26 protein-coding genes are annotated in these 24,980 nt (G+C 69.3%); 6 read left to right on the forward strand and 20 right to left on the reverse strand.

Annotated features, from left to right (window positions below; genetic code table 11):
* Positions 1 to 17 precede the first annotated feature (17 nt).
* From IV088_RS16015 to IV088_RS16075, 13 genes are all read right to left on the reverse strand, one after another.
* Entirely contained in the window at positions 18 to 608 is a 591-nt protein-coding gene (locus IV088_RS16015) for a cupin domain-containing protein (RefSeq protein ID WP_291104173.1), read from the reverse strand.
* Between the two features lie 30 nt (positions 609 to 638).
* The gene (locus IV088_RS16020; protein WP_291104103.1) at positions 639 to 1,577 is read right to left on the reverse strand and encodes an MBL fold metallo-hydrolase; all 939 of its coding nucleotides are present in this window, start codon (positions 1,575 to 1,577) and stop codon (positions 639 to 641) included.
* 22 nt (positions 1,578 to 1,599) lie between these two features.
* Positions 1,600 to 2,403 (reverse strand): cyclase family protein, encoded by an 804-nt coding sequence (locus IV088_RS16025; RefSeq protein WP_291104105.1) that lies wholly within the window; start codon positions 2,401 to 2,403, stop codon positions 1,600 to 1,602.
* Complete coding sequence (locus IV088_RS16030) at positions 2,400 to 3,554, reverse strand: MFS transporter (RefSeq protein ID WP_291104108.1); 1,155 nt, start codon at positions 3,552 to 3,554, stop codon at positions 2,400 to 2,402. The genes IV088_RS16025 and IV088_RS16030 overlap by 4 nt, the downstream gene beginning before the upstream one ends.
* A 99-nt stretch (positions 3,555 to 3,653) precedes the next feature.
* Entirely contained in the window at positions 3,654 to 4,784 is a 1,131-nt protein-coding gene (locus IV088_RS16035; RefSeq protein ID WP_291104111.1) for an FAD-dependent oxidoreductase, read from the reverse strand.
* A complete protein-coding gene (locus IV088_RS16040; RefSeq protein WP_291104114.1) occupies positions 4,781 to 5,131 on the reverse strand; it encodes a Rieske (2Fe-2S) protein in 351 nt (116 codons plus the stop codon). Before IV088_RS16040 ends, IV088_RS16035 begins: the two co-directional genes overlap by 4 nt.
* A gap of 237 nt (positions 5,132 to 5,368) precedes the next feature.
* Positions 5,369 to 6,277 (reverse strand): VOC family protein, encoded by a 909-nt coding sequence (locus tag IV088_RS16045; RefSeq protein WP_291104117.1) that lies wholly within the window; start codon positions 6,275 to 6,277, stop codon positions 5,369 to 5,371.
* 26 nt (positions 6,278 to 6,303) lie between these two features.
* A complete protein-coding gene (locus tag IV088_RS16050) occupies positions 6,304 to 7,470 on the reverse strand; it encodes a prolyl oligopeptidase family serine peptidase (RefSeq protein ID WP_291104176.1) in 1,167 nt (388 codons plus the stop codon).
* Between the two features lie 5 nt (positions 7,471 to 7,475).
* Positions 7,476 to 7,973 (reverse strand): nuclear transport factor 2 family protein, encoded by a 498-nt coding sequence (locus tag IV088_RS16055; protein WP_291104120.1) that lies wholly within the window; start codon positions 7,971 to 7,973, stop codon positions 7,476 to 7,478.
* Positions 7,970 to 10,441, reverse strand: a complete 2,472-nt coding sequence (locus IV088_RS16060; RefSeq protein WP_291104123.1) for an MMPL family transporter — start codon at positions 10,439 to 10,441, stop codon at positions 7,970 to 7,972. Before IV088_RS16060 ends, IV088_RS16055 begins: the two co-directional genes overlap by 4 nt.
* Positions 10,438 to 11,475 carry a hypothetical protein gene (locus tag IV088_RS16065; RefSeq protein ID WP_291104126.1) on the reverse strand — a complete coding sequence of 346 codons (1,038 nt, stop codon included), beginning with the start codon at positions 11,473 to 11,475 and terminating at the stop codon, positions 10,438 to 10,440. The genes IV088_RS16060 and IV088_RS16065 overlap by 4 nt, the downstream gene beginning before the upstream one ends.
* 12 nt (positions 11,476 to 11,487) lie before the next feature.
* Positions 11,488 to 12,840, reverse strand: a complete 1,353-nt coding sequence (locus IV088_RS16070; RefSeq protein ID WP_291104129.1) for a DUF1329 domain-containing protein — start codon at positions 12,838 to 12,840, stop codon at positions 11,488 to 11,490.
* 14 nt (positions 12,841 to 12,854) lie between these two features.
* Positions 12,855 to 14,519, reverse strand: a complete 1,665-nt coding sequence (locus IV088_RS16075; protein WP_291104132.1) for a DUF1302 domain-containing protein — start codon at positions 14,517 to 14,519, stop codon at positions 12,855 to 12,857.
* A 214-nt stretch (positions 14,520 to 14,733) separates the two neighbouring features.
* Here IV088_RS16075 and IV088_RS16080 point away from each other — a divergent pair, with 214 nt between their 5' ends.
* Positions 14,734 to 15,669 carry a LysR family transcriptional regulator gene (locus IV088_RS16080; protein ID WP_291104135.1) on the forward strand — a complete coding sequence of 312 codons (936 nt, stop codon included), beginning with the start codon at positions 14,734 to 14,736 and terminating at the stop codon, positions 15,667 to 15,669.
* Positions 15,670 to 15,701: 32 nt separating this feature from the next.
* Here IV088_RS16080 and IV088_RS16085 read toward each other — a convergent pair whose 3' ends face one another.
* The 4 genes from IV088_RS16085 to IV088_RS16100 all read right to left on the reverse strand — a co-directional run bounded on the left by IV088_RS16085 (position 15,702) and on the right by IV088_RS16100 (position 17,909).
* Positions 15,702 to 16,121: a VOC family protein gene (locus tag IV088_RS16085; RefSeq protein WP_291104179.1), complete on the reverse strand. Its 420-nt coding sequence runs from the start codon at positions 16,119 to 16,121 to the stop codon at positions 15,702 to 15,704.
* 11 nt (positions 16,122 to 16,132) lie between these two features.
* On the reverse strand, positions 16,133 to 16,672 hold the full coding sequence (locus IV088_RS16090) for a helix-turn-helix transcriptional regulator (protein WP_291104138.1): 540 nt from the start codon (positions 16,670 to 16,672) through the stop codon (positions 16,133 to 16,135).
* 33 nt (positions 16,673 to 16,705) lie between these two features.
* The gene (locus tag IV088_RS16095) at positions 16,706 to 17,179 is read right to left on the reverse strand and encodes an acyl-CoA thioesterase (protein ID WP_291104141.1); all 474 of its coding nucleotides are present in this window, start codon (positions 17,177 to 17,179) and stop codon (positions 16,706 to 16,708) included.
* 79 nt (positions 17,180 to 17,258) lie between these two features.
* Entirely contained in the window at positions 17,259 to 17,909 is a 651-nt protein-coding gene (locus IV088_RS16100) for a LysE family translocator (RefSeq protein WP_291104144.1), read from the reverse strand.
* Between the two features lie 93 nt (positions 17,910 to 18,002).
* Here IV088_RS16100 and IV088_RS16105 point away from each other — a divergent pair, with 93 nt between their 5' ends.
* Positions 18,003 to 18,974, forward strand: a complete 972-nt coding sequence (locus IV088_RS16105; protein WP_291104147.1) for a YafY family protein — start codon at positions 18,003 to 18,005, stop codon at positions 18,972 to 18,974.
* A gap of 153 nt (positions 18,975 to 19,127) precedes the next feature.
* Here IV088_RS16105 and IV088_RS16110 read toward each other — a convergent pair whose 3' ends face one another.
* Together IV088_RS16110 and IV088_RS16115 are read right to left on the reverse strand one after the other, a co-directional pair.
* On the reverse strand, positions 19,128 to 20,243 hold the full coding sequence (locus IV088_RS16110) for a PHB depolymerase family esterase (protein WP_291104150.1): 1,116 nt from the start codon (positions 20,241 to 20,243) through the stop codon (positions 19,128 to 19,130).
* A gap of 94 nt (positions 20,244 to 20,337) precedes the next feature.
* The gene (locus tag IV088_RS16115) at positions 20,338 to 20,757 is read right to left on the reverse strand and encodes a CopG family transcriptional regulator (RefSeq protein ID WP_291104152.1); all 420 of its coding nucleotides are present in this window, start codon (positions 20,755 to 20,757) and stop codon (positions 20,338 to 20,340) included.
* Between the two features lie 157 nt (positions 20,758 to 20,914).
* Here IV088_RS16115 and IV088_RS16120 point away from each other — a divergent pair, with 157 nt between their 5' ends.
* Both IV088_RS16120 and IV088_RS16125 read left to right on the forward strand, forming a co-directional pair.
* Positions 20,915 to 21,379, forward strand: a complete 465-nt coding sequence (locus IV088_RS16120; RefSeq protein ID WP_291104155.1) for a DUF4864 domain-containing protein — start codon at positions 20,915 to 20,917, stop codon at positions 21,377 to 21,379.
* A 134-nt stretch (positions 21,380 to 21,513) separates the two neighbouring features.
* Positions 21,514 to 22,314: a DUF2007 domain-containing protein gene (locus IV088_RS16125; RefSeq protein WP_291104158.1), complete on the forward strand. Its 801-nt coding sequence runs from the start codon at positions 21,514 to 21,516 to the stop codon at positions 22,312 to 22,314.
* Positions 22,315 to 22,342: 28 nt separating this feature from the next.
* On the opposite strand, the gene IV088_RS16130 is transcribed toward IV088_RS16125, so the two are convergent.
* Positions 22,343 to 23,167, reverse strand: a complete 825-nt coding sequence (locus IV088_RS16130) for a plasmid replication/partition related protein (protein WP_291104161.1) — start codon at positions 23,165 to 23,167, stop codon at positions 22,343 to 22,345.
* A 134-nt stretch (positions 23,168 to 23,301) separates the two neighbouring features.
* Between IV088_RS16130 and IV088_RS16135 the strand changes: the two genes are divergently transcribed.
* A complete protein-coding gene (locus IV088_RS16135) occupies positions 23,302 to 23,574 on the forward strand; it encodes a hypothetical protein (protein ID WP_291104164.1) in 273 nt (90 codons plus the stop codon).
* Positions 23,575 to 23,660: 86 nt separating this feature from the next.
* Positions 23,661 to 24,623 carry a toll/interleukin-1 receptor domain-containing protein gene (locus IV088_RS16140; protein ID WP_291104167.1) on the forward strand — a complete coding sequence of 321 codons (963 nt, stop codon included), beginning with the start codon at positions 23,661 to 23,663 and terminating at the stop codon, positions 24,621 to 24,623.
* The last annotated feature ends 357 nt before the right edge of the window (positions 24,624 to 24,980 follow it).

The raw sequence follows: 24,980 nt of genomic DNA on the forward strand, positions 1-24,980 counted from the left end.
GAAACGTTGGTCCCGGCTCAGCGCGCCGCGAGCGCCTGGGCGATCGCCGGGTCGTAGGCGCCGTCGAGCAGCACGAACAGCATGCGGCAGGGCCGGCCCGAGCGGTTGGCCCAGGCGTGGTTGGTGCCGCGCTGCACGACCACGCTGCCGGCCTTGAGCAGCACCTCGCTGTCGTCGAGCACCAGGGTCATCTCGCCCTCGATCACGATGCCGTAATCGACCGACTCGGTGCGGTGCATCAGCGGGTGCGGCGAGTGGGCTTTCACGGTCGAGGCCTTCTCGTCGCCGATCTGCGCGAAGGCGTCCTTCATCTTCCCCGCGCCCTGGGACAGGAACTCGGCCGTGTCGGGCGGGATGTCGACGAAGCGCATGCGCGTGCCCTGCTGGGGCGGCGGCAGCATCAGCGGGCCGAGCGTCGGGTCGGCGCCGTTGTCCACCGGCGCCGGGGTGGCCGTGGTGCTCCAGACCTCGTGGAACACCGTGCCCGGGATCGCGGCGATCTCGACCACGGTGGGCAACGGGCCGTTGTGCGCGACGATGGCCTTGCCGTCGGCATCGTGGCCGGTGACGACGCGGTGGATCGCAGGAAAAGACGGGTTCGCATGCATGGGCATTCCAGGCCTCCGGCCACAGGTTGATCAGAAAGACATCAGGTCGCGCGCCACCGTGATGGGGCCGTCGAAGTGTTGGCGGGCCGGCTCCAGGTACACGCTGTCGGGCTCGTCCTTGCCCGGGATGACGTGGTTGAACACCAGCTGTTTCACGCCCGCGGCCTTGGCCAGGCGGCCGACATCCTCGGCCGTGGTGTGTTCGTCCCGCATGTGGCGCATGAAGCCTTGTGCCAACGCCGCCGGCAGCTGGGCCAGCATCGCCTTCTCGATCAGGTCCAGGTCGATCACCTCGTGGATCATCAGGTCGGCGCCCTTGGACAGGGCCTGCACCGGCGCACAGTTCCCGGTGTCGCCGCTGAAGACGATCACCTTGTCGGGTGTCTGGAAGCGCAGGGAGTAGGAATGGTCCAGGCCGCTGGCCCCGGCCCCTTCCTTGCCGAAGTGGCAGTTTTCGACCGCCGTGACGGTGATCAGGTCGTCGCGGTAGACCTCGCCGTTGCCGGCGTAATCGTGGGCCATGAACAGCTGGTCCGGCGGCGCCATGCCTTTCGAGTCGGCCATGCGGATGCGGGCGTTGGGCTTGAAGTACGCCAGGAAGCCCTGCAGCATGGCTTCGGTGCCGGCGGGGCCGTGCACATGGGTCGGTTGACGCCGGCCGGTGGCCCACTGCTGGCCCATCAGCGTGCCCCAGTCGGCGTTGTGGTCGTCGTGGTTGTGGGTGATGAAGATCTGCCCGACCCGGCGGTGGTCCAGGCCCGCCTTCACCAGTTGCTGGCTCACGCCGTTGCCGGCATCGATCAGGTAGACCCGGTCTTTCACCACCAGCGCGCTGGCGGGCTGGGCGCGGGTGGGGCTCGGGAAGGGGCCGCCCTGCGTGCCCAGGGTGATCACGCGGGTCTGCGCCTGGGCGCCGCCCAGCATCAACAGGCCCAGCGCTGCCGCGGCCATGCCGTTCAAGAATGTCATGGTGTGTCTCTTTGTCTGGGGGTCAGTCCGGCCGGTCTTCGAAGATCGCGACCGCGCGGGTCCAGCCGGCCGAAGCGCCGCGGATCTTGTGCGGGAAGCAGCTGATGGTGAAGCCCGTGGCCGGCAGGGCTTCGAGGTTGTGCAGCTTCTCCAGGTGGCAGTAGCCGATGTCGCGGCCGGCCTTGTGGCCTTCCCAGATCAGCGCCTTGTTGCCGGTCTCGGCCACCTTCTGCGCGGTGTAGGCAAAGGGCGCGTCCCAGCTCCAGGCGTCGGTGCCGGTCAGGCGCACGCCGCGCTCCAGCAAATACATGGTGGCTTCGTAACCCATGCCGCAGCCCGCGTTCACGAAGTCGTTGTGCCCGTAGCGCGAGCCCGCCCGGGTGTTCACGACCACGATGTCCAGTGGCTCCAGCGTGTGGCCGATGCGGGCCAGCTCGGCCTCGACGTCGGCGGCGGTGGCCACATGACCGTCGGGGAAATGCCGGAAGTCGAGCTTCACCCCGGGCTGGAAACACCAGTCCAGCGGCACCTCGTCGATGGTGATCGAGGGCCTGCTGCCGCCGTTCTTCGCGTCCTGCGTGGAGTGGAAGTGCCAGGGCGCGTCCAGGTGGGTGCCGCTGTGCGTGGTCAGCGTCACCCACTCGGCGGCGGCGGCCTCGCCGTCGGGGTAGTCCTCGGGCCGGGTGCCGGGGATCATGGCCATGAACTCGGGCAGGGTGTCGGCGTGCTGCTGGTAGGTGATCTTCGGCGCCAGCGGGGGCGGGTCGGACAGCACGTCGTTCTCCAGGTAGATGGAGAGGTCGACAAAGCGGCGTTGCGGTTTCATGCGGCCTCCTGCTGCAGCAGCGCGGGCGCCTGCCCCGGCAGCCGGGACATGCACAGCACGGCCAGACAGCCGATCAGCAGCGCCGCCAGGCCCAGGCTGCCGTAGCCGGCCGTCTTCACCAGCGTGCCGCCGAGCACCGGGCCGATGGCGGCGCCGACCATCAGCATCGCGGGCGTGGCGGCCATGGCGCGGCCGCTGGGTTCGAGCCGCGCCAGCAGGCCGAAGGCGAAGGTGTGGGTGAAGATCATCACGGCCGCGAACACCGAGGCCGCGGCGGCATAGGGGTAGAAGCTGGGCGCGTTCATGATCACCGCGGCCAGCAGCACCTGGATCACCGGGCCGGCCAGCAGCACGCTGCGCGGATTCCAGCGTTTCTCCAGCATCGCCGCCAGCGCGGCGGGCAGCAGGTTGACCAGGCCCATCACCACGAACACGCCCGTGATCAGGCCCAGGCTGTAGCCCCGGTCGGACCCGACCCGCTCCAGGAAGCTGAAGGTCATGGACTGCACCAGGGCCATGGCGCTGATGCCCACGATGCCGAACCAGACGGCGCGCGGGATGCGCGCGACCGGCGCGTCCACCGCCGAGGCCTCGCGCTCGGGCTCTGGAAAACCGGCCGCGCAGACCAGCGAGGCCACCAGCATCACCGCGCCGAACAGCACGAACAGCATGTGGCCGCCGGTGGCCGCGATGATCTTGGGCGAGGCGCCGAGGAACAGCACCGCGAACACGCCCAGGCCGATGCCCACGATGGCGAACTTCAGGTGCGGGTTGGCGCTGCGCGCGATGGTGCCGTGGGTGACGCTGAGCGCGGCCCCGGCCGCCAGGCCGCCGAGCCCGTGCAGCAAGGCCATGGTGGCGTAGTCCTGCGGCTGCGACAGCACGCCGAAGCAGGTGGCCGCGAGCGCGTAGCCGCCCGCCGCCACCCAGCGCCCCTTGACGCGCTGGAAGCGCGAGGCCAGGAAGACGCTGGACAGCACCGCGCCGATCAGGAACAGGGTGGCCAGGCCGCCGGCCTGCTGGGGGTCGAGCTGGTAATGCTGGATCAGGGTGCCGACCCAGACCGGCAGCGCGACGAGATCGACCATGCCGGCGCAGTGGGCGACGATCAGGGCCACATGGCCGAAGGTGCTGGTGGGGCGTGTGGTCATGGTGCCTCCTGCCGAGCCGCCTCAAAGGAGGCATTCGCCCCCTCGGGGGGCAGCGAGACAACGACGTTTCGAGCGTGGGGGTTCATGGCATCTCCTGGGTCAGATGGGTTGGGCCAGCGCCATCAGGGACTCGCGCATGATGCGACCGTGTTCTTCCTTGTCGCCGCCGGCGACCTCGATCTCGCCCAGGCGGGCCGAGTTCTGCACCACCATGCGGCAGCGTTCCCAGCGCCGGGTTTCGAAAGCGGCCAGGGCCTCGCTCACCTCGGTCGCGCGGCCCAGCTCCTCGGCCAGCACCAGCGCGTCCTCGATGCCGATGCAGGCGCCCGAGGCCAGGTGCGGCGTGGTGGCGTGCACCGTGTCGCCGATCAGCACCACGCGACCGCTGGACCAGGGGCGCGGCATCAGCAGGCCTTCGAGCGGGCGGTAGACGATCTGCGAATCCGGGCCGATCTGGTCGCGGATGGCCTGCAGCGCAGGGGCGGGAAAGTCGGCCAGCAGGCCGCGCAGGTGGGCCGCGAACGTGGCCGGGTCCAGGTGCTCGTTGCTGGGCCGGGGCTCGGTGACGAAGAGGTACATCTCGGTCTTCGAGACCGGGTTCACGCCGGGTTTGACCTGCGGGCCCATCCACATGACGCAGGTCTCGATTTCGGGCGGCCTGGGTAGCACGGCGCGCCAGACGGCCTGCCCGCTGTACTGCGGTTTCGGCGCCTGCGGGAACACCTCCTCGCGCACCTTGGAGTACAGGCCGTCGGCGCCGATCACGAGGTCGTAGCGGCGCTGCTGGCCGTCGGTGAAGCTCACGTCCACGCCCTCGGCGTCCTGTTCGATTTTCGTGAAGGTGCAGCCCAGGTGCACGTTGGCCCCCGAGGCCCGCGTGGCGTCGGCCAGGATGCGGGCCAGCACCGGCCGCATGATGGCGCCGCCACCGGGCACGTCGGCCCCCGCGATGCGCGGCGTGGGCAGCTCGGCGACCCGGGGGCCGTGGGGCAGGCACAGCTGCACGCCGTCGGCGGCGTGGCCGTGTGCCAGGAACGCGTCCAGCACGCCCAGGGTGCGGAAGGCGCGCAGGGTGGCGCCGCCCAGGCTGATGCCGGCGCCGTAGCTGCGCCAGCCGGGATCGATCTCGACCAGGTCGACCTCGGCGCCCAGCTTGCGCAGCTGGATCGCGGCGGACATGCCGGAGAAGCCCCCTCCGATGATGAGGATGCGGGATGCTGAGCGGGTCATGTGGGTGTCTCCAGGATGTTGTTGGAAGCGAGGTGGACCTCGCCGTTGTGGTGGATCAGCAGGGGCACGGGGGTGAGCGATTCGCCCAGGCAGGGCCCGAGCGTGCACAGGCCGGTCGTGATCTCGAACTGCGCGCCGTGGGCCGCGCAGACGATGTGTTGGCCCGTGCCGTCGAGGTAGGCGTCCTTGCGCCAGGCCATGGGGGTGTCGTGGTGGGGGCAGGCGTCGCGGTAGGCGAACAGCCGGGCCCCCTGGCGCACCACGAGCACCGTGTCCTGACCGACCTGGTGCGGGTCAAAGCCCCTTGATGCACCGTCGGGCAGGTGGTCGATGTGGCAAAGCTTCATGGTCTGTGGCATTCAGTGGTCCACGGCGCCGGAGCGCCATCCGCAGCGCATGAAACAACGCCACCCAGAGGCACCGCCGGGCCGGCTTTGCCGGACGGCCAGTGCCGCCCCCCTTGAGGGGGGCTGAGGACCGCGGCTCCAAGCCTGCCTGCGCAGGCTTGGACGGGACGAAGAGGCATCGGCTCCGACGATGCCGCGGCCTGCAAGGCACGCGAAGCGGCGCGGGGGTGTTGCATTTCACGGGCCTGTTGGCGCCCACTTCTCGCGGTGCTGAAACAGGAACAGCTGCGAGGCGTCGGCGTCCAGAGGCACTGCGCGCGCGGTCCAGCTGTCGTCGTGCAGGTCCATGTCGGCGTCGTACTCGATGTGGCACCCCAGCGGCGAGTTGAAGTACCAGAACCAGTTGCTGCCGAACTTGTGGCGCCCCGGCCCCCAGAAGCTCTGGTAGCCCTTTTCGAGAAAGCGCGTGCCGGCGAGCATCACCTCGGTGGGACCGCCCATGTGGAAGGTGAAGTGCTCGCAGCCTTTCATGAAGGGCGGCGTCTGGATCATGAAGAGGCTGTGGTGCTCGTGCGTGCCGGCGGGCCGCAGGAAGGGGCCGACGCCGGTGAAGCGGTCGGTGCAGACGAAGCCCAGCCGTTGGTAGAAGGCCTCGGCCTTCGCGGTGTCGGGCACGAAGTACACGACGTGCGACAGCGAGCGCGGCAGGGCCGGCGCGTTCTGGTCCACAGCGACGGTGTTCGCCGGGCGCTGGACCGGCGCGCCCGGCGCGTTCACGGTTTCGGCGGGCAGGTTCAGCGGGCGGCGCACGCTCACCTGAAAGGCCAGCGCAAAACCCATGTCGTCCAGCGCGCGCACCACGCCGTCTTGCTGCGTCACGCTGCGGTCGCGCGAGAGCTCGGTGGCGATGGCCTGCAGCGTGGCCGCATCGGCCACGCCGTAGACGGTTTCGCGCAGCATGCTGGCGGTGCCCAGGCCGGGCGGCAGCGAGGCGTCGTCTTTCGCGCGGATCACGACGGCGGTGCCGTCGAGCGCTTCGAAGCGGTCGTGGCCGGCGTCGCGCAGGCCGTAGTCGACGAGGTACTGGCGGCAGGCGGCGAGGTCGTCCACGCCAAAGACCAGGGCGTCGAGTCCGATGATGTTCATGTTGGTGTCCCTAGGTTCGTGATGGTTCAGGCGGCCGTGCGTCCGCCCAGGGTTTCGGCGATCCAGTCGGCGATGTAGTGACCGGCGTTGATGCTGTTGTCGAAGCTGGCGTGCTGCACGCCGCCTTCGCGGTCGGTGAAGACCTTGAGTTCGCGCTTGGGGCTGTTGACCAGCTGCTCGTAGGTGCGGTGCGCCCACTTGAGCGGGATCTGCGAATCGCGCTCGCCGTGCGTCACCAGGAAGGGCACCTTGATCTTCTCGACCACGCCGTCCAGGTGCACGTCTTCGGCGATGCGCATGAAGTCGTCGACGTCCTTGGCGCCCCAGACCCAGCACACGTGGGCCCAGTAGTGCGGCACCGGGAAGTCGCCCTCTTTCTCCAGCCGGCGCTTCTGCACGTCGCGCCAGTCGTGGTTGGCGCCCCAGGCCACGCCACAGGCAAAACGCGGCTCCATCGCCACGGCGCGCGGGCAGTAGTAACCACCCAGCGAGACGCCTTCGCAGCCGATGCGTGTCGGGTCCACGGCGGGGTGCTGCTCCAGCCAGTCGACCACGCGGCTGGCCCAGTGCTCGGCGTCGAAGCGCGCGGTCAGGCCCTGCAGGCGCAGCGCCTCGCCGGTGCCCGGCTGGTCCACCACCAGCGAGGACACGCCGCGCTTCGCGAGCCAGGCCGGCAGGCCCACGAGCACCTTCATCTCCTTGCTCGAATCCAGGCCGTTGAGCTGCACGCACAGCGGCGCGCGTTCGCCGGGCTTCAGGCCGTCGGCGGGGTAGTACAGGGCCGCGAGGTGTTGGCCCTCGTAGGGAATCTCCACGCGCTGGACCCGGTCGCCCACCAGGCGCGAGCCCTGAAGGAACAGCGCCAGCGCGCGCTGGTAGATCGCCAGCCGGCCCGGCGCGTTGTGCGCCTGCAGGCGCTCGGCGGTGATCAGGTAGCCAGCCGCGCGGCGGTATTTTTCGCCGGCCGAGAACAGGCGGCCCTTGGCCTCGTCTTCTTCGGCCAGGCCACAGAGGCGGTCGGCCATGCTCACCCAGGTCTCGCGGAAGGCCGCGGTGCCGGCGGCGTCGGGCGCCTTGGCGGCCTCTTGCAGCGGGGCGCACATCTGCTCGATCTCGCCGATGCGCGCGCCCATCTCGATGGCGAGATTGACGGAGAGGTTCCAGACGTAGTTGGTGGGGAAGTACTTGAACATGGTGCTCACTTGGAAGGGGGTTGGGCGGCGCGCGGGCCGATGCCCAACGAGCCGAAGAAGATGGCGGTGGACTCATCGCCGAAGTCGGGCACGAAGCGGAATCCGTGGATCAGGCCGTTGCGCACGCGGACGACGTCGGTGCCCACGATGCGGTCGATGCCGGCCTTGGAATGCCAGGGGCTGCGCACCTCCAGCCGCGCGCTGACGGTGTCGCCGTCAAGCTGGCGGCGCAGGAGGGTGAACCGCGCCTTCGGCTGCACGACGGTGGTCTCGATGTAGTGCGCGAGGCACGCCGGGTTGTCCATCTCGGGGCGGCAGCCGACGTAGTCGGAGCGCTCGACGTCGGGCGCGATCAGGGCGCGCACCGTCGCCATGTCGCCCGCGTGCACGGCGGTGACGTAGCGGTCGAACACGGCGTCGGGCGACGCCGCGGCCCCGGCGCCGGACACGCCGGCCAGGATGGACAGGCCCAGCAGCGAACGGCGGAGCACAGCAGGGATCATGGTGAAGTCCTCATGTGAAAAGGGGCAGGCGCGGGTGCCGGGGCGACGGCGGTCCGGGCCTGGGGTTTGAGCAGGAAGTGCGCGAGCGCGGGCAGCAGCACGAGGGCGCCGAGCATGTTCCAGAGGAACATGAAGGCCAGCAGCAGGCCCATGTCGGCCTGGAACTTGATGGGCGAAGCCACCCAGGTGATCACGCCGATGGCCAGCGTGACGCCGGTGAGCATCACCACCTTGCCGGTGAACAGCAGGGCGCGGTAATAGGCTTCAGACAGGCTCTTGCCTTCGCGCAGCTGGGCCAGCGTGATGGACAGGATGTAGAGCGCGTAGTCCACGCCGATGCCCACGCCCAGCGCGATCACCGGCAGCGTGGCCACCTTCACGCCCATGCCCAGGGCGACCATCAGCGCCTCGGCCAGGAACGAGGTCACCACCAGCGGCAGCACCGCCACCACCACCGCGCGCCAGGAGCGGAAGGTGATGAAGCACAGCAGCACCACGGCGCCGTAGACCAGCAGCAGCATGGTGCGCCACGCGTCCTTGACGACGATGTTGGTGGCCGCCTCGATGCCGGCCGAACCGGCGGCCAGCAGGAACTGCGTGTCGGCGGTGTTGTTGACCCGGGCGAAGGCTTCAACATGGTCCACCACTTGGCTGAGCGTGGCGGCCTTGTGGTCGCGCAGGTAGACGTAGACCGTGAGCAGGCCGCAGGCGTCGTTGTAGAGCCCGCGCGGCGCGCTGGCCGTCACCGTGTTGAGCATGTCCTGGTTGGGCAGGAATTCGTACCAGCGCGGGTTGCCTTCGTTCAGGCCCGAGAGCACGCGCCGGTTCAGCAGCGCCAGCGTGTTGGTGCTTTCCACGCCGTCGATCTGGCGCAGCGCCCATTCCAGCGCGTCGACCTTGTTGAGCGTGTCGTAGGCCGAGCACTGGCCTTCGGGCGTCTTGACCATCACGGCCAGCACGTCGCTGCCGGCACCGTAGGCGGCGTTCATGAAGGCCACGTCGCGGTTGTAGCGGCTGTCGGCGCGCAGCTCGGGCGCGCCCGGGTCCAGGTCGCCGATCTGGAGTTGCGTGCTGGCCGCGAAGCCGCCCAGCCCCATCAACAGCCCGGCCACCACGGCCCCCGTGGCCCAGGGGCGCCGGGTGAAGCGGTCGAGCAAGGCCCACATCGGGTGCTTGGCCGCGCCGGATGCGTCGGCCTGCTCGGCGCGCAGGCTGCGCGCGGCGGCCTTGGCGCTCACGCCGGTGTAGCTCAGCAGAATCGGCAGCAGGATCAGGTTGGTGAAGATCAGCACCGCCACGCCGATGGACGCTGCAATGGCCAGCTCGCGGATGACCTGGATGTCGATCACCAGCAGCACCGCGAAGCCCACCGCGTCGGCCAGCAGCGCCGTGAGCCCGGCCAGGAACAGGCGGCGGAAGGTGAATCGCGCGGCCACGAGTTGGTCCACACCGCGTCCCACGTCCTGCATGATGCCGTTCATCTTCTGCGCGCCGTGGCTCATGCCGATGGCGAACACGAGGAAGGGCACGAGGATGGAGTACGGGTCCAGCGCGTAACCCAGCAACGGCAGCAGGCCCAGCTGCCAGACCACCGCGATCAGCGAGGCCAGCACCACCAGCAGCGTGGAGCGCACGCAGCGCGTGTACCAGAACACCATGGCGGTGGCGATGGCCACGGCGATGGCGAAGAACACCAGCACGGCCTTCACACCATCGATCAGGTCGCCCACGATCTTGGCGAAGCCGGTGATGTGCACCGTGACGCCTTCGGCCTCGTACTTGTCGCGCAGCGCATCGAGCTGGGCGGAGAGGCGTGCGTAGTCGATGGCCCGGCCCTCGGCGTCCTTGGCGAGCAGCGGCACGAAGATCACCGACGACTTCGCGTCGCGCGCCACGGTCTGGCCGATCTCGCCCGAGCGCGCCACGTTGGCGGCGAGCTGCTGCAGCTTGGCCGGTGAACCGTCGAAGCCGTCGGGAATCACCGGCCCACCTTCGAGGCCGTCTTCCGTCACGCCGACCCAGCGCGTGCTGGGGGTCCACAGCGACTTCATGCGCGCGCGGTCCACGCCGGGCAGCAGGAACACCTCGTCCGACAGGCGCCTCAGCGTGTCGAGGTACTTCGCGTCGTAGATCGAAGCTGACGACCCCAAGACGCCTTCGGCGTCGGCCCCCAAGGGGCGCCCCTGCGCTGGGGAGCGGCCCGGCGCCGCAGGATCGGGCCGCGCCACCGCGATGCGCACCGCGTTGCCCAGCCCGCTCAGCTCGGCCTGGTGCGCCAGGTAGTTCTGGATGTAGGGGTGGCTGGTGGGGATGGTTTTCTCGAAGCTGGCGTTGAGCTGCAGGCGCGTGGCCTGCCAGCCCAGCAGCAGCGTGACCAGCGCGCACAGCAGCACCACGACGGCGCGGTGGTTGAACAGCGCGCGCTCGATCAGCGAGCCCGAGCGGGGATCAAAGGCCGGCGCGTTCATTGAAGCGCTCCCGCGTCCACCGGCACCACACCGGCCACACCGAGCGTGAGCAGCGGTCCGCCCTGCAGCGGCAGCAGGGCCGAAGGCATGGGCACCGGGGGTGCCTTCAGCGGCACCAGCGCGTCGCCCTGCAGGCGCAGCACCACGCCGGCCTGGCTGGCGAGCAGCAGCCCGCCCTTGGCGTCGACCGCCATGGCGGTGATGGTGGCCGGCACGGGAGAGGCCAGCTGGGCCCACTGCGCGCCGCCATCGGTGGAGCGCCACACGTTGCCGCGCAGCCCGGCCAGCACGGTCTGCCCGTCGGCGCGCAGTTCGCCAGCAAACCAGCTGCCTTTGTAGGGCGTGTTCATGGTCTGAAAGGTCTGGCCGCCGTCGTCGGAACGTGCCAGCAGGCCCTGTTCGCCGGCCAGCAGCAGGGTGTTGCCCGCGCGCCGCGCCACGTACCAGTGCAGGGCCTTGGGGTTGGGCAGGCGGTCCATCCAGGGCGCCCAGCTCTCGCCGCCGTCGGCGCTGTAGAAGGCGAGCCCGTAGGCGCCGACCGCGAGCAGGCGTTTGGCGTCCCACTGCAGCACATCGAGGAACGGTTTGTCGGGTCCGTCGGCGAGCAGGCGCTCGGCGTCCTGCTGCGCGGCGGGTGTGGTGGCGGCTGCCTGGGCCAGCCCGGCCAGGCGCCGGCCATCGAGGCGCAGGCGCCAGCTGGCGCCCGCGTCGTCGGTGCTCAGCACCGTGCCGCCGTGGCCCACCGCCACGCCGTGTTGATCGTCGGCGAAGCGCACCATGGTCAGCGTCACGCTCACCGGGCTCGGGGCTTGGCGCCAGGTGGCGCCGCGGTCGTCGCTCAGGGCCACGATGCCGCGCTCCCCCACCGCCACGGTGCGGGCGCCGGCCTGGGCCGCGGCGAGCAGCACGGCCCGCTGCGGCGCCTTGACCGCCAGCGCAGGGCGCTGCAGCGCATCGCTCACCGGGGTCTGGGCAAGGGCAGGACCCGCACCGGCCACCGCGCACACCGCCGCCATGAGAAGAGACAGACGCATGGGGTGGTCCGCTCAGCGCACGCCGTCGCCGGCCATGGCTTCAGGGGTGAAGAAGCTGTCCGGGCGGCGCGGCACGATCTTGTACTGCTGGTTGCGCTCGTTGACCACGCCGCTGGCGTACCAGGCACCCGAGATCAGGTCGTTGAAACCCCACTGCTGCTGCGGTGTGGTGGCCGGCAGATCGGCCATGACGACCGGGTGCGACCAGATGGTTTTCCAGAGCTGGCCCTTGGCGTCCCAGCGGTCGCCCAGCACGGCCACCCAGGTGTCTTCGTCGACGTAGTAGCGGCTCTTGGGCGCCTGGTGGCGCTGGCCGGCCTTGAGCGTGGCCTCGACCACGTGGACGCGGTGCAGCTCCCAACGCACGTGGTCCGGGTTCAGGTGGTTGGCCAGCAGCACATCGCCGTCCTTGGCCGGGGTGTGCAGGCGGTTGCTGTTGTAGGGGATCAGCATTTCCTGCTTGCCCACGATCTTCCAGTCGAAGCGGTCGCTGCGGCCGCCGAAGACATCGACTTCGTCGAAGCTGGCGACCCCGGCGCTGGCCGGCGTGGGCGTGTCGCAGCAGGCGTTGGGCAGCTTGCGCACGCGGCGCTGGCCGGTCAGGTAGACCCACGAAGCGCTCTTGTCCTGGTCCAGGTTCATGCTGCCGGTGATGGCTTCGCCCGCACGCACCGGCGGGCCGCTGTTGACCAGACGGATCTGCCAGTGCTCGCCGTTGAACTTGTCGGCCTGCCCTTCGGCGTAATACGGCATCTGGAAGTCACCCCGCCCTTCGACGGACAGCACACGCTGGCCGCTGGCCGTGCCAAGGTAACCGCGGAAATCGGCCTGCCAGGCCTCGCCGCGCCAGTGCAGCTCGTGGTTGGCCATGATCTCCTGCCCGGTCTTGGGGATGGGGAACGGGATGCCGCCGTAGGCGCCGGTGACCACGTCGCCTTCGATCCTGGCGTTGGTGGCGTTCTTCTGCGTGTTGTCGTAGACCCATTGCGGCGCGGCGGCCGTGCGGTGCGTCTTGTAGACGTCGACGCGGAAGGTTTTGGGGTACTTCTTCAGCAGCGCCTGCGTGCCTTCGGTCAGCTTGGCCGCGTGCTGCGCCAGGTTGTCGGCGGTGACGCTGTAGAGCGGCTTCTCGTTCGCAAACGGGTCACCGCGGCGGCCGCCGTTCTTGAAGCCGGGGATGGCCGTGGTGTAACCACCGGTCCAGGCCGGGATGCTGCCGTCCTTGTTGCCGGCGCGCTCGCCACCCAGCGGGGTGAGGTCGGTCTTGAGGCGGGCGGCCTCCTGGGCGGTCACGCCGGCGTGGGCGGTGGTCGTGGCCACCAGGGCGCACAACAGCGCCGGGGCCCAATGGGTGATGGGGTTCATGGGGGTCTCCTCGGTCAGAAAGTGGTGCGCAGCGACACGGTCAGGTAGTTCCGGTCTTTCAGCGCCTGCTGGTACACGGCGTTGTTGTTGGCGTCGAGCGTGGGCGCGGCCTTGCCCAGGAAATGCACGTAGTTCACGCCCAGGTTCCACGACCCGAGGTAGACGGCGCTCAGCCCCAGGCTGATGTCGCCGCCGCCGTCGACCCCGAAGCCCGGCCCGACGGCCGAGGACTTGCCCTTGGTGTAGCCCAGGCCGATCGTGGGCGAGAGGTCCAAGCCCGGCAGCACCTGGCGGTAGCTGGGCGAAAACACCATGCGCGTGGCCACCGCCGACTTGTCGGCATTGGGGTTGAGCATCTGCTGATTGCGGGTGACCTTCATGCGCGTGTTCCACGCCACCTCGCCCACGAAGGACGACTCCCGCGACAGGAAAGAGGGCCCCAGCGAGGCGATCCACGACACCTGCGCGTGCGCCGTCTCGCCCACCGCGTAGCCCGGGTTGCTGTTGTTGTTCAGGCCGGTGTTGACGCGGATGGTCGAGAGCGAGGCCTGGCCGGAGCTGGCCAGCGGCGTGTTCTGGCGCACCGAGACCTCGCCCGCCAGCCCCCACTCGCCGACCGACTTGGCGAAGCTGGCGCCGAAGGCGCGCACGCCCTCGTGGTACATCCAGCGGTAGCTGCTGGGCACCAGCGCGGGCGGCACACCGGTGAGCACGGTGTTGATGTTGCTCGGCGTGGTGGCGTGGTAGCGGATGGCGTAGAGGCCGAAGTCGGTGTCGATGGACGGCGCGCGCAAGCGCAGCTGCACACCGCCCTGCCCGCTGTCCTTGGCGTCGAGGTCGGGCTGGCGCACGAAGGCGGCGGTGGGGCCGGCCTGGATGCGCTCGGCGCCCGGGCCCAGCGAGTCGCTGCTGGAGAGGTAGGCGCCCGCCGGCATCAGCCGCGTCTTCTCCCACTCGTAGCTCAGGTAGGCACCCAGCGACACGTCGGGGTTGAGCTGCACCTGGCCCGAGAGCTTGCCCGTGGGCATGGCGACCTCCTTGAAGGTCGCGTTGGGCACCGAGAGCAGCTTGATCAGGTCCAGCGGCGCCTGGCCGCCGGCGATGCCGTTGGCACCGAAGAACAGGCTCTCGCCCCAGAGCAGCGTGTGGCGGCCCAGGCGGGCCGAGGCCGGGCGCTCGCCCAGGTCGAACTTGCCGTACACGAAAGCATCGAGCAGCTCGGCCTTGCGGCCCATGAGGTCGCGGGTTTCGGTGGCGAACGCGCTGCCCGGTCGGTGGTTGGCGGTGAAGCCGGTGTTGTCGGTCTGGCCGTTGTAGACGCTGTCGTACCAGGCGGCGCCGCTGAGGCGCGCGCCGTAGCCCGGGCCGGCGAGGTCGAGCTCGGTCAGCAGGTCCAGGCGGTTGGACACCAGGCCCTTCCTGAAGTTGTTGTCGCCGTCGTCCTGGTTGGCGGTCAGCGGCATCTGCGCCGAGAGCGTGGGCGAGGCGTCTTTCAGGCGCTGCATCACGCTGTACTTCACGGTGTTGTCCCACCGCAGGGTCCAGTCCGGGTTGCCGGTATCGATCTCGATCGCCTGGGCCGACTGGGCCGCCAGCAGCGCCAGACACAGGCAGGACAACGCGGGGCGTGCGGCGGACCTGCGCGCAGTGGCTTGTCGGGCAAACGCTCGAACGGGCATGGCTTGTCTCCTTGTAGGTGTGGGGTCCTCGTCGATCCGGGCCACTTGATCCAGATCAAACGAGCCGCGACTTTAGGGAGAAGGGCAGGCCCTGGGAAATGGGTTGTTCTGATCCTTTCCATCCACTTTTGAAATATCAGGGCAAACCCTTGCCCCCGGCGCGCACGGCCCGGCGCCACACCGGGGCTGATGCACACTAGCCGCCGCCCCCACCATGCGATTCAAGAAACTCGACCTCAACCTGCTCGTCGCACTCGACGCCCTGCTGACCGAAAAAAACGTCACGCGGGCCGGCGAGCGCGTGTTCCTGAGCCAGTCCACCATGAGCAACGCGCTCTCGCGGCTGCGCCAGTACTTCGACGACGAGTTGCTGGTGCAGGTGGGGGGCCGCATGGAGCTGACGCCGCGGGCCGAGCTGCTGCACGAGGCGGTGCGCGACGTGCTGGTGCGCATCGACACCACGGTGGCCGCGCGGCCGGCCTTCGACCCGACCGAGTCGGACCGCGAGTTCACGCTGTTCGTGTCCGACTACTCGATGGCGGTGCTGATCCCGGCCATGCTGGCGCTGACCCACCAGCGCGGCAGCCGGACCCGCTTCAACTTCAAGCAGCAGGTGGGACCGCCACACCGCAACCTGGAGCGCGGCGAGGCCGATCTGCTGATCATCCCGTCGAACTTCTGTTCACCGGACCACCCGCTGGACCCCCTGTACGACGACCGTTTCGTGTGCGCGGTCTGGCAGGGCAGCCCGCTGGCGCAGGGCGCGCTGACGATGGAGCGCTACCTGCAGGCGCGCCACGTGGCGATGGTTCCGTCGGATGGCAGCCTGCCGGTGTTCGACACCTGGCTGGCCAACGACCACGGTGTGACCCGCGAGATCGGCCTCACCACCTACAACTTCAGCGCGATGCTGCACCTGGTGGTCGGCACCGACCTGATCGCCACCGCGCACGCGCGGCTCGCGCACCTGCTGCAGGGCATGCTGCCCATCGCGCTGCGGCCGGTGCCGATGTCGATGAAACAGCTGCAGCAGTCCATGCAGTGGCACAAGTACCGCAGCCGCGACCCGGGCCTGATCTGGCTGCGCGACCTGCTGCGCGAGGCCGCCGCCGGCATGGGCCCCTGCCCCGGCGAGCCGGGCGGCGACTGACGTCGCCCGTCAGGCGCCCGGGAGACCGCCGCTCACGTCGCGCTCCCCGCGGCGGCCTGGATCATCTTCCAGCCGTTGCCCGCCGGGTCGCGGAAACCGGCGTCGATGCTGCCGTACCGCGCCTCCGGCGCCTGCGTGAACTCCACCCCCAGGGCCTGCAACCGCGCATGGGCGGCGCGGCAGTCGGCCACGGTCAGGACCAGCGGCGGCATCGCGCCCTTGGCCACCAGGGCGCGCAGCGTCTGCGCCGTCGCCTCGTCGTGCACGGGCGGTCCCGGGGTGAACAGGCCGAGCTGAAACGACGGCTGCTCCGGGTACTGCACCGTCAGCCAGCGGTAGGCGCCATTGCGCACGTCCGTGTGCACGCAAAAACCGAGCTTGCCGACATAGAACGCCAGCGCCTCGTCCTGGTCGTTCACGTACAAGCCCACCACATTGATACCTTGGTTGATACCCTGGCTCATCACATCTCCTTGGTTGAATCCTTGAGGGATGGCCGGTTTGTACCCGTCGCCGCGCGGCGCCGCTTCTCCGAAACTGCTGTGGTGAGGTCCGGCCGCTGCGCGGCCTTCAGCACGCAGGCGGGCACGCGGTCGAGCGGCCCCGCCGCGGCCCTGGCGTGCCGGCGCAGGGCGCTCGGGCTCTGGCCGGTGATGTCGCGGAACACCCGCCCGAAGGTGCCCAGGCTCTCCCAGCCGGTGGCGAAGGCGATCTCGGTGATGGGCAGCCCGGTGTCGCGCAGCAGCGTGCTCGCCTGCTCGATGCGTCGCGTCAGCAGGTAGCGGTGCGGCGGGATGCCGAAGGCCTGCCTGAACGAGCGCGCGAAATGGGCTTCGGACACCCCGCTCACCTCGGCCAGCCGCGTCACGGGCCAGGCTTCGTGCGACGCGGCGTCCATGCGGTCTTTGGCCCGCAGCAGGCGCCGCAGCAGGGCCGGGTCCTGAAGCCCGCCCGCGTCCGGCGCGGCCGGGGGCGCCGCGTCAGGAGCTTCGCGGGGCGGCATGACCTTCAAGGGGCAGGCGGTGGTGCCGCCGGCTCAGCGCACCGCCCCGAAGCGCTGCTCCATCTCGCGCCGCATGGTCTTGCGCAGCTCGGCCGCCGTGTGGCGGCGGCGCTCGTCGGGCGTGAAGGGGCGCAGCGGCGCCACGGTGGTGGGTTTGCCGTTGTCGTCGACCGCGACCATGGTGAAGAAGCAGCTGTTGACGTGGCGGTTTTCCTGGGTGCGGATGTTCTCCGCGATCACCTTGATGCCCACTTCCATGGACGAGCTGCCGGTGTGGTTGACCGAGGCGAGGAAGGTGACCAGCTCGCCCACGTGGATGGGCTGGCGGAACACCACCTGGTCCACGCTGAGCGTCACCACGTAGGCGCCGGCGTAGCGGCTGGCGCAGGCGTAGGCCACCTGGTCGAGCAGCTTGAGGATGGACCCGCCGTGCACCTTGCCGGAGAAGTTGGCGGTGTCGGGGGTCATGAGCACGGTCATGCTCAACTGGTGGGCGGGGAGTTCCATGGCGGGGGTGTTCTGCGGTGGGCGGGGGTCGGATTGTCTCAAGAAGCAGCGATCGTGCCACGGCTCACCCCGCCGCGAATCAGTGGAACCCGTAGGCCTGCACCAGCGACCACGCTGCCCCCAGCAGCAGCACCCCGCCCACCGACTGCCCCGCCAGCACCTGCGCCCGGCCGCTGCCGCGCAGCCAGGCCTTCACCCGCACCGCCCCGAGCGCCACCGCGCCGTACACGCCGGCCTGCGTGAGCGCGATCAGGGCGCCCATGGCCACGGCCTGCACCGCCATCGAACCGTGTTCGGGCCGCGCGAACTGGGGGTAGACCGCGATCATGAACAGATAGGCCTTGGGGTTGAGCAGGCAGGTCAGCAGCCCGCGCCGGAAGGTGGCGCCCCAGGGGCGCGAGGCCTGGTCGCGCACCTCGCCCAGCGCCGACGCACCGCGCAGCAGCGACCAGCCGATCCAGCCCAGGTAGAGCGCGCCCGCCACCAGCATCACCGTGAGCAGCTGCGGCACGGCCTGCAGCGCCAGGCCCACGCCGAGCGCCGCCATCGCCGTGTGCGCCACACCGCCGACGACGATACCGGCCAGCGCGGCCACGCCGCCCTTCCGGCCATCCACCAGCGTGCTGCCGAGCACGAAGGCCATGTCCATGCCGGGCAGCACGATGATGCCGAACACCAGGACGAAGAACAGCCAGAGCTGCGAGGCGTGGGTGAGAGAGAACCATTCCATGGTGAAACGACCTGAGAGTTGAAGTGGCTGCATGCTGCGCCGCATACCATGTCACCTGATGTCATGTTTTAAACACCACGGGAAACTCCTGCAATGAAAGCCAGCCGCCTGCTGTCCATCCTGATGCTGCTGCAGGCCCACGGCCGCATGACGGCGCCCGCGCTGGCGCAGGCGCTGGAGGTGTCGCCGCGCACCATCCTGCGCGACATCGACCAGCTCTCGGCCGCGGGCGTGCCGCTCTGGGGCGAGCCCGGCCGGTTCGGCGGTTTCCAGCTGCGTGAGGGCTGGAGCACCACGCTCACCGGCATGACCGAGCCCGAGTCGCAGGCGCTGCTGCTGGCCGGGCTTCCGGGCGCGGCGACCGACCTGGGCCTGGGCGCGGCGGCGGCCTCGGCCCGGCTGAAGATGGTGGCCAGCCTGCCGGCCGAATGGCGCGAGCAGGCCGACCGCGTGGGCGCGCGGCTGCACATCGACCCGGTGGACTGGTACCGCGCGCAAGAGACGCCCGGGCACCTGCGCGAGGTGGCCGAGGCGGTGTGGCACGCACGGCGCGTGGCCGTGCGCTACGAGAGCTGGCGCGGCCAGACGGAGCGCGAGCTGGAGCCGCTGGGGCTGGTGATGAAGGCGGGCACCTGGTACATGGCCGCGCGAGTGTCGGGGCAGGACGCCGTGCGCAGCTACCGGCTCACGGCCGTGAAGACCCTGCGCACGCTGCCCACGAAGTTCCGCCGCCCCAAAGCCTTCGACCTCGCGGCCTACTGGCAAGCCTCGGCCGCGCGCTTCGAGGCCGAGCTGCGCGCGCTGCAGGCGCGGGTCGCCGTGTCGCCACGCGCCCTGGGCTGGCTGCACAACGAACGCATCCCCTTCACCCCCGACGCGGCGCCCGGCGACACCCCGGCGAGGCCGGGCTGGACCACCGTGCTGATGCCCATCGAGTCCATCGAACACGGCGCGCGCCGCCTGCTGTCGTACGGCGCCGAGGCAGCGGTGATCGCGCCACCCGCGCTGCGGCAGCGCCTGCTCGACGAGCTGGCGGCCACGCGGGCGCGTTACGCCGACGCATGAAGGGGTGCGCCCACGGCACCGCCGGACGGCCCGGGCCGCAGGGGCACATCTCGGCGCGAAGTGCCCCCACCCAGAACGCGGCGGAACCGGCTTCGCCGGGCCGCTCGCGTTGCCCCCTTGAGGGGGTCGCGCGCAGCGCGGCGGGGGTGCTTTCTAGCGCCCCATGAAGAACCGCAGCATCTCCGCCGACGCGTCCGGTCCGGTGGCGTCGGTGAACGAGCCGGTGGGGGAGCCGCCGGACCAGGCGTGGCCCGCGCCGTGCAGCGTCCACTGCTCCACGCGCGGCCGGCCCTGGGCGTCGGCGTGCACGGTGCGCGTATAGCGCCGCCCGCCGGCCTCGCCCTCTTCGGTGGTGCTGACGAGGCCCTGGGTCTGGTGGGCGTGGGCCGCGCTGGCCTGCTGCACGATGGTGTCGCCGTTGCTGTGCTGCACCGTGTGGTCGCGGTCACCGTGGAACACGATCACGGGCACCGCGTGCGAGGTTTCGCGGCGCGGGTCGTCGGCCGTGCCGGGGAAGTGCGCGCGGCCCAGGGCGCTGCGGCCCTTCATGGCGCCCAGCGCCGAGGGAATGTCGTGGGCGGCGGCGTAGGGCAGGCCCGAGTGCGCGCCCACGGCGGCGAACAGCTCGGGGTAGGTCTCGCCCAGCACCACGGCCATGGCCGCGCCCGCCGAGAGCCCCGCGACGAACACGCGCTTGGGGTCCACGGCCACCTCCTCCCCCACGGCTTGCACGATGCCGGCGAGCAGCGAGGGCTCGCCGCTGCCGCGCTGCTGGTCTTCGCTGCGGAACCAGTTCCAGCAGCGCGAGGGGTTGGCGCCCGAGGGCTGCTCGGGGTAGACCACGAGCACACCGTGCTCGTCGGCCAGGCGGTTCATCTGCGTGCCGGCGGCGAAGTCGTCGGGCGACTGCGTGCAGCCGTGCAGCATGACCACCAGCGGCATGGGCTGGCCCGCCTGCTGTGCGGTGCGGGCGGGGATGTAGAGCTTGTAGGCGCGGGTGCCGGCGGGGGCGGTGAAGCTGCGCAGGAGGAACTGGCCGGGGAGCGTGTCTTCCGTGACGGGCTTCGTGGGCCGGGCCGCCTTTGCTGCCTTGCCCACCGTGTCGGGTGTCTCGGCCGGCGCGGCCGGTTTCGCGGGCGCCCCCGATCCGCCGAGGCCGGCGGAGGCGAGCGCCTTGCGGATGGTCTCGGTCACGCCGCGCATGGGCCCGCTCTGGGTGTTGAGCCCGGCGGACGCAAGGGCGCGTTCGATGGTTTCCTGGATGTTCATGGCGAGGGCGCTGGACGCCACCGTGTTGGGAGAGGGTTTCAGAAGGGCTTTCGAGGCGGTTGGCGATGAAAGAGATGGATGAAAAGGAATGGGTTCAGACCATGCGGCTGGCCAGGGCCTGGCGCACCGCGGGGCTGGCGTGGAAGGCGCCGAGCACCGAGACCGACCCGATGGCGGCCAGGGCCAGCTCGGGCGGCACGTCTTCGTCGATGCGCGCCAGGCCCACGACCTGGATGCGCAGCGTCTCGCCCGCCGCCACCGCGCGCTCCAGGTCGGCGCGGCTCAGGTGCTGCAGGCCGAGCATCAGCGTGCGGCGCGCCACCGTCTGTCGCACCGACTCGGCGTGCGTGGCAAGCAAGTTGCGCACCGCCGTGCGGATCAGGTCGGAGCGGTTGGAATAAAACCCCTCCTGCACCAGCAGGTCGATCTGGCCGAGGTCCACCACGCCCAGGTTGATGGTGAGTTTTTCGGTGTCTCCGACCCGGGGTTTGACGTCGATCAGTGTGGTTGCCATCTGTATACCATCCATATGGAATCTATCTGGAGGGCATTTAACCATGTTTTCCGCCCATCCACCGTGCGGCGCCACACAGAAAGACGGGGCTTGTCCGACACGCAGGCAGGGAGAAGGGTGATGGCGAGAATGTGGCTTTTGTCGTCAGGAGCGCGCCATGCCAGCTGCCCTTCGCCCCCAGGCCCTGAACCGCGGGTGGCTCGCGCGCTGGCTGCTGGCGCTGTGTCTGGCGTTCACTGCGGCAACGGGCGGCGCGGCCGAACTGCCCGAGGCGCAGGCCAAGGCCGTGCGCGCCGTGGTCGAGGCCCAGCTCGACGCCTTTGCCGCCGACGACGCCGAGCGCGCGTTTTCCTACGCCGCCCCCAGCATCCACAAGATGTTTGGCAACGCCCCCACCTTCATGGCCATGGTGCTGGGCCAATACGGCATGCTCGTGAAACCCGAGTCCGTGCTGTTCCTGCTGTCCGAATCGGTGCGCGGCGACGTGATCCAGGCCGTGCTGCTGCGCGACGGCATGGGCCGCCTCTGGCGCGCGACCTACCGGCTCGAACAGGGCGCCGACGAGGGCTGGCGCATCAACGGCTGCGTGGTCGAGCCGGACGACGGCAAATCGTCGGCCTGAACTGGCCCACCCCCGCCGCGCTGCGCGCGACCCCCTCCAGGGGGCGATGCGAGTGGCCCGGCAAAGCCGGTTCCACCGCATCCTGGGTAAGGCATTTCGCGTCGGAAACACTCCCTTCCCACTACAGTGGCGCCATGCAAAGCCTCTACCAGCCCGCCAGCGCCGTCGAAGGCCACATGCTCGCCGACCTGCTGCGCCAGCAGGGCATCGAAGCCACCGTGCTGGGCGAGCACCTGCAGGGCGCCATCGGCGAGCTGCCCGCGGCCGGGCTCATCCGCCTCGTGGTGGCGGAAGAAGACCACGCCCGGGCCCGCGAGATCATCGAACGCTGGGAGGCCACCGCCGTGGTGGACCCGGTGCAGCGGCCGGCGCCCTCTCCCTCTTCTTCGCGCCACGTGGTCTGGGGCCTGGCCGGCCTGCTGATCGGCGGCGCGCTCTGCCTGGCCTGGCTGCGCGCGCCGACGCGCGAGACCGAGCGGGACCACAACCAGGACGGCCTCACCGACGAGCGCTGGACACTGTCGCCCGCAGGCAGCGCGCTGGAGAGCCACTTCGACCGCAACTTCGACGGCCGCATGGACGCCCGCTTCCGGTACGACGGCCAAGGGCAGGTCAGCGAGGGCGAGAGCGACGACGACTTCGACGGCGTGTTCGAGAGCCACCACCGCTACCGGCTGGGCAACCCGGTGCAATCAGAGATCGACACCGACGGTGACCGCCTGATTGACCAGCGCCTGCAGTACACCCACGGCGTGCTGGACACGGTGGTCACGCTCCAGCCCCGCACCGGGCTGCCCACCCGCGTGGAACACCTGCGCCTGAGCCGCATCGACCACGTCGACCGCGACACCGACCTCGATGGCACGCTGGACCTGCGCGAACACCACAACGCGCTGGGTCAGGTGACGCGGACTGAGCGGCTGGCGACCCCCTGAGCGTTCAGATTCCTGAGGGCCCCGCCGCTCAATCCACCAGCTGCGCGTTCAACGCCTGCAGCTGCTCGCGCAGCGCAGCGTTCTCCGCCTCCAGCGCGGTCACCCGGCGGCGCAAGGCCTGCAGCTCGTCCGGCGCCTCACCCGCTTCCTGCACCGGAGCGTCGTCAGACGAAGCCGCCTCCGCCGGCTTGCGGCGCGACTCGCGCACGCGCTTGACCACCTGCTTGAGTTCGTCCTTGCCGGCCAGCGCGGCCGCCTTCTGCTCTTCGGCGGGCAGGCTCGCCACCACGGCGGCGGCGTTGAGCGAGATCGCGCCCGACTTCAAGGCCTCCACCAGCTCGGGCGCGGCCTGCTTCTGGATCTTCTCGATCATCACCACCTGCCCGCTGCTCAGCCGCGCCGCGCGGGCGATGTCTTCGCGGGTCTTCAAGGGCTTGGTCGCGGGCGCTTCGGCGGCAGACGGCGCGTCCTCCGGCCCGGCGGCCTCGTTCACGTCGGCTGCCGCCAACTCGGCGCGGGCGCGCCCGCGCCGCTCGGCCTCGATCTCGCGCTTGCGCAGCGCCAGCACGCCGCGCTGGAAGTCCGACACGCTGCGGCGCCCCAGGTGCTGGTCGATCATCCAGAGGTGCACGTCGTCCATCGACTGGAAGCGCGGGTTCTGCACCGTCTGGAACGGCAGGCCGTGCTTCTGGCAGATGCCATAGCGGTTGTGGCCGTCCACCAGCACATCGCCCCAGAGCACCAGCGCATCGCGGCAGCCCTCGGCCAGCAGACTGCGCTCCAGCGCGTCGTGTTCGTCCGGGGTCAGCGGGTCGATGTAGGCCTTCAGGTCGGCGTTGACGGTGATGTTCATGGGTGGGGGGTGCGGAGTTCGGGCAAAGGGGCGGGATTGTAGAGTGGCACCCTGAACCGACTGGCAACCCGCCAGCTCACCGCCGCGCCGACAACCCGCGGGCGGCGCAAGCAGAACAAACGAAGGGAGCCCCATTGATCGACCCGACCGACTGGTTTGACACCCCAAAAAGCATCCTGCTCGGCGCGCTGCGCGTGCTCTGGTGGCTGGCCTGGGACTTCTGTGTCCAGACGGTCGGCTGGTCCATCGGCTGGTGCGTGCTGCGGGTGTTGACGCTGGGGCGCTACCCGGAGGAACGGCTGGGTGGGGTGGATGAAGCCGGAACCTACACGGCGTTCGTGGTGGAGGTTGTGGGGCTGGGGGTGCTGGCGGCGGGGATTTGGGGGTTGGCAGGGGCGCTGCCTTGATTCCGCGCAACACCGACACTGGCTATTCTTCTGGCCTTAATCGTGGGTATCCTGCGGCTTTCGTTTGAAACAAACTCAGCAATTACATGGCTACCTTGTTCGTCAGTCACGCAAGTGAAGACAAAAACGATTTTGTACGCCCGCTAGCTCACGCGCTGAAAGCGCATGGTCTACAGGTTTGGTTTGACGAACTTAGCCTTCGTGCAGGCGACAGTTTGCGAAGGTCCATCGACAAGGGTCTTTCTGAGTGTGATGCGGGCGTGCTTGTTTTGAGCCCAGCCTTTTTCCGAAAGCAATGGCCGCAACGCGAGCTGGATGCACTCTTTAGCTTGGAAATCGCTGAGCGAGCAACCCTCATTCCGATTTGGTATCAAATTGGCGTGGAAGAGGTTTTACGCGCGTCACCGCTTCTTGCAGACCGTGTCGCCATCAGCGCAGATCGCGGAATTTCCGCAGTTGCATCTGAGATTGCAAAGAGATTTCAGATCGAAGGCAGCGTCACTAGCTCGCGCCTGGTCGAACTGATCGAAAGGTTTCAGTACCCCGGCTTCTTTAACGGCGAAGCCATGTATCAAGCATGCCTTGAACGCTTCTTAAGAATGAATGCCTTCAAGGAGGACTACTGTGCATATCTGTTCAGGGATGAGATCCAGTGCCTCATCGACGATGACCTCGGAGATTTTCCACCTGAGGTCAGTGAGAAGCTTGAAGGAGAGCAGGAAAGACTAAGGCTAGGGTACGGGCTTCCCCGGGAAACCTATCTCACAATCGACGAACCGATTCGTGAGGACGAGCTTCGATCGTGGAGCAATGCCATCTGCTCATGGGTGGCGGGAACAATGGAAAAGGAAGAAAGCGCAGAGTTCGTGAGTATGCTCGACCAACAGGAGTTTGATGAGTATTTCGTTCTGCTTGGTGTACCGAACTTCGCAATTTCGAGTGAGCAACGCGATCTCTTGGAGATTGCTCTGGTGGAAATGGGTTGTGGGTTAGAGAACGACTTTCAAAGTGTGCGGAAAACTTGTAACGCACTTCGTGACATAACTTGAGGGAACAACAGGGCCCAATCAAGTTCTTACATCGACGTCGTGAGTCAATCCGAAGGTTGATGACGACGGCACATGGACGATTCAGACGTGAGGGTCGGGTAAACCCTCCATTGACACCACCCCGCGCTCCCCCGAAGGTGCAAGGCCCGCCTGCCAGCCTTTCACCCGGAGTCGCGCCATGCCCACCACCCCGCACCAGCACATCGCCACCGTGATGCAGGTGGCCGCCGACGGCGCGGGGGCGCGGGCGGCGGCGGGGCATGAGCAGGTGATCCGCGATTCGTGGCACCGCTGTGTGCACGAGCACCGGCTGGACCCGACGCGCATGCAGGAGGCGGTGATCCTGCCGCAGGCGCG

The sequence above is a fragment of the Hydrogenophaga sp. genome (assembly GCF_018780075.1).
Classification (GTDB): Bacteria; Pseudomonadota; Gammaproteobacteria; order Burkholderiales; family Burkholderiaceae_C; genus Hydrogenophaga.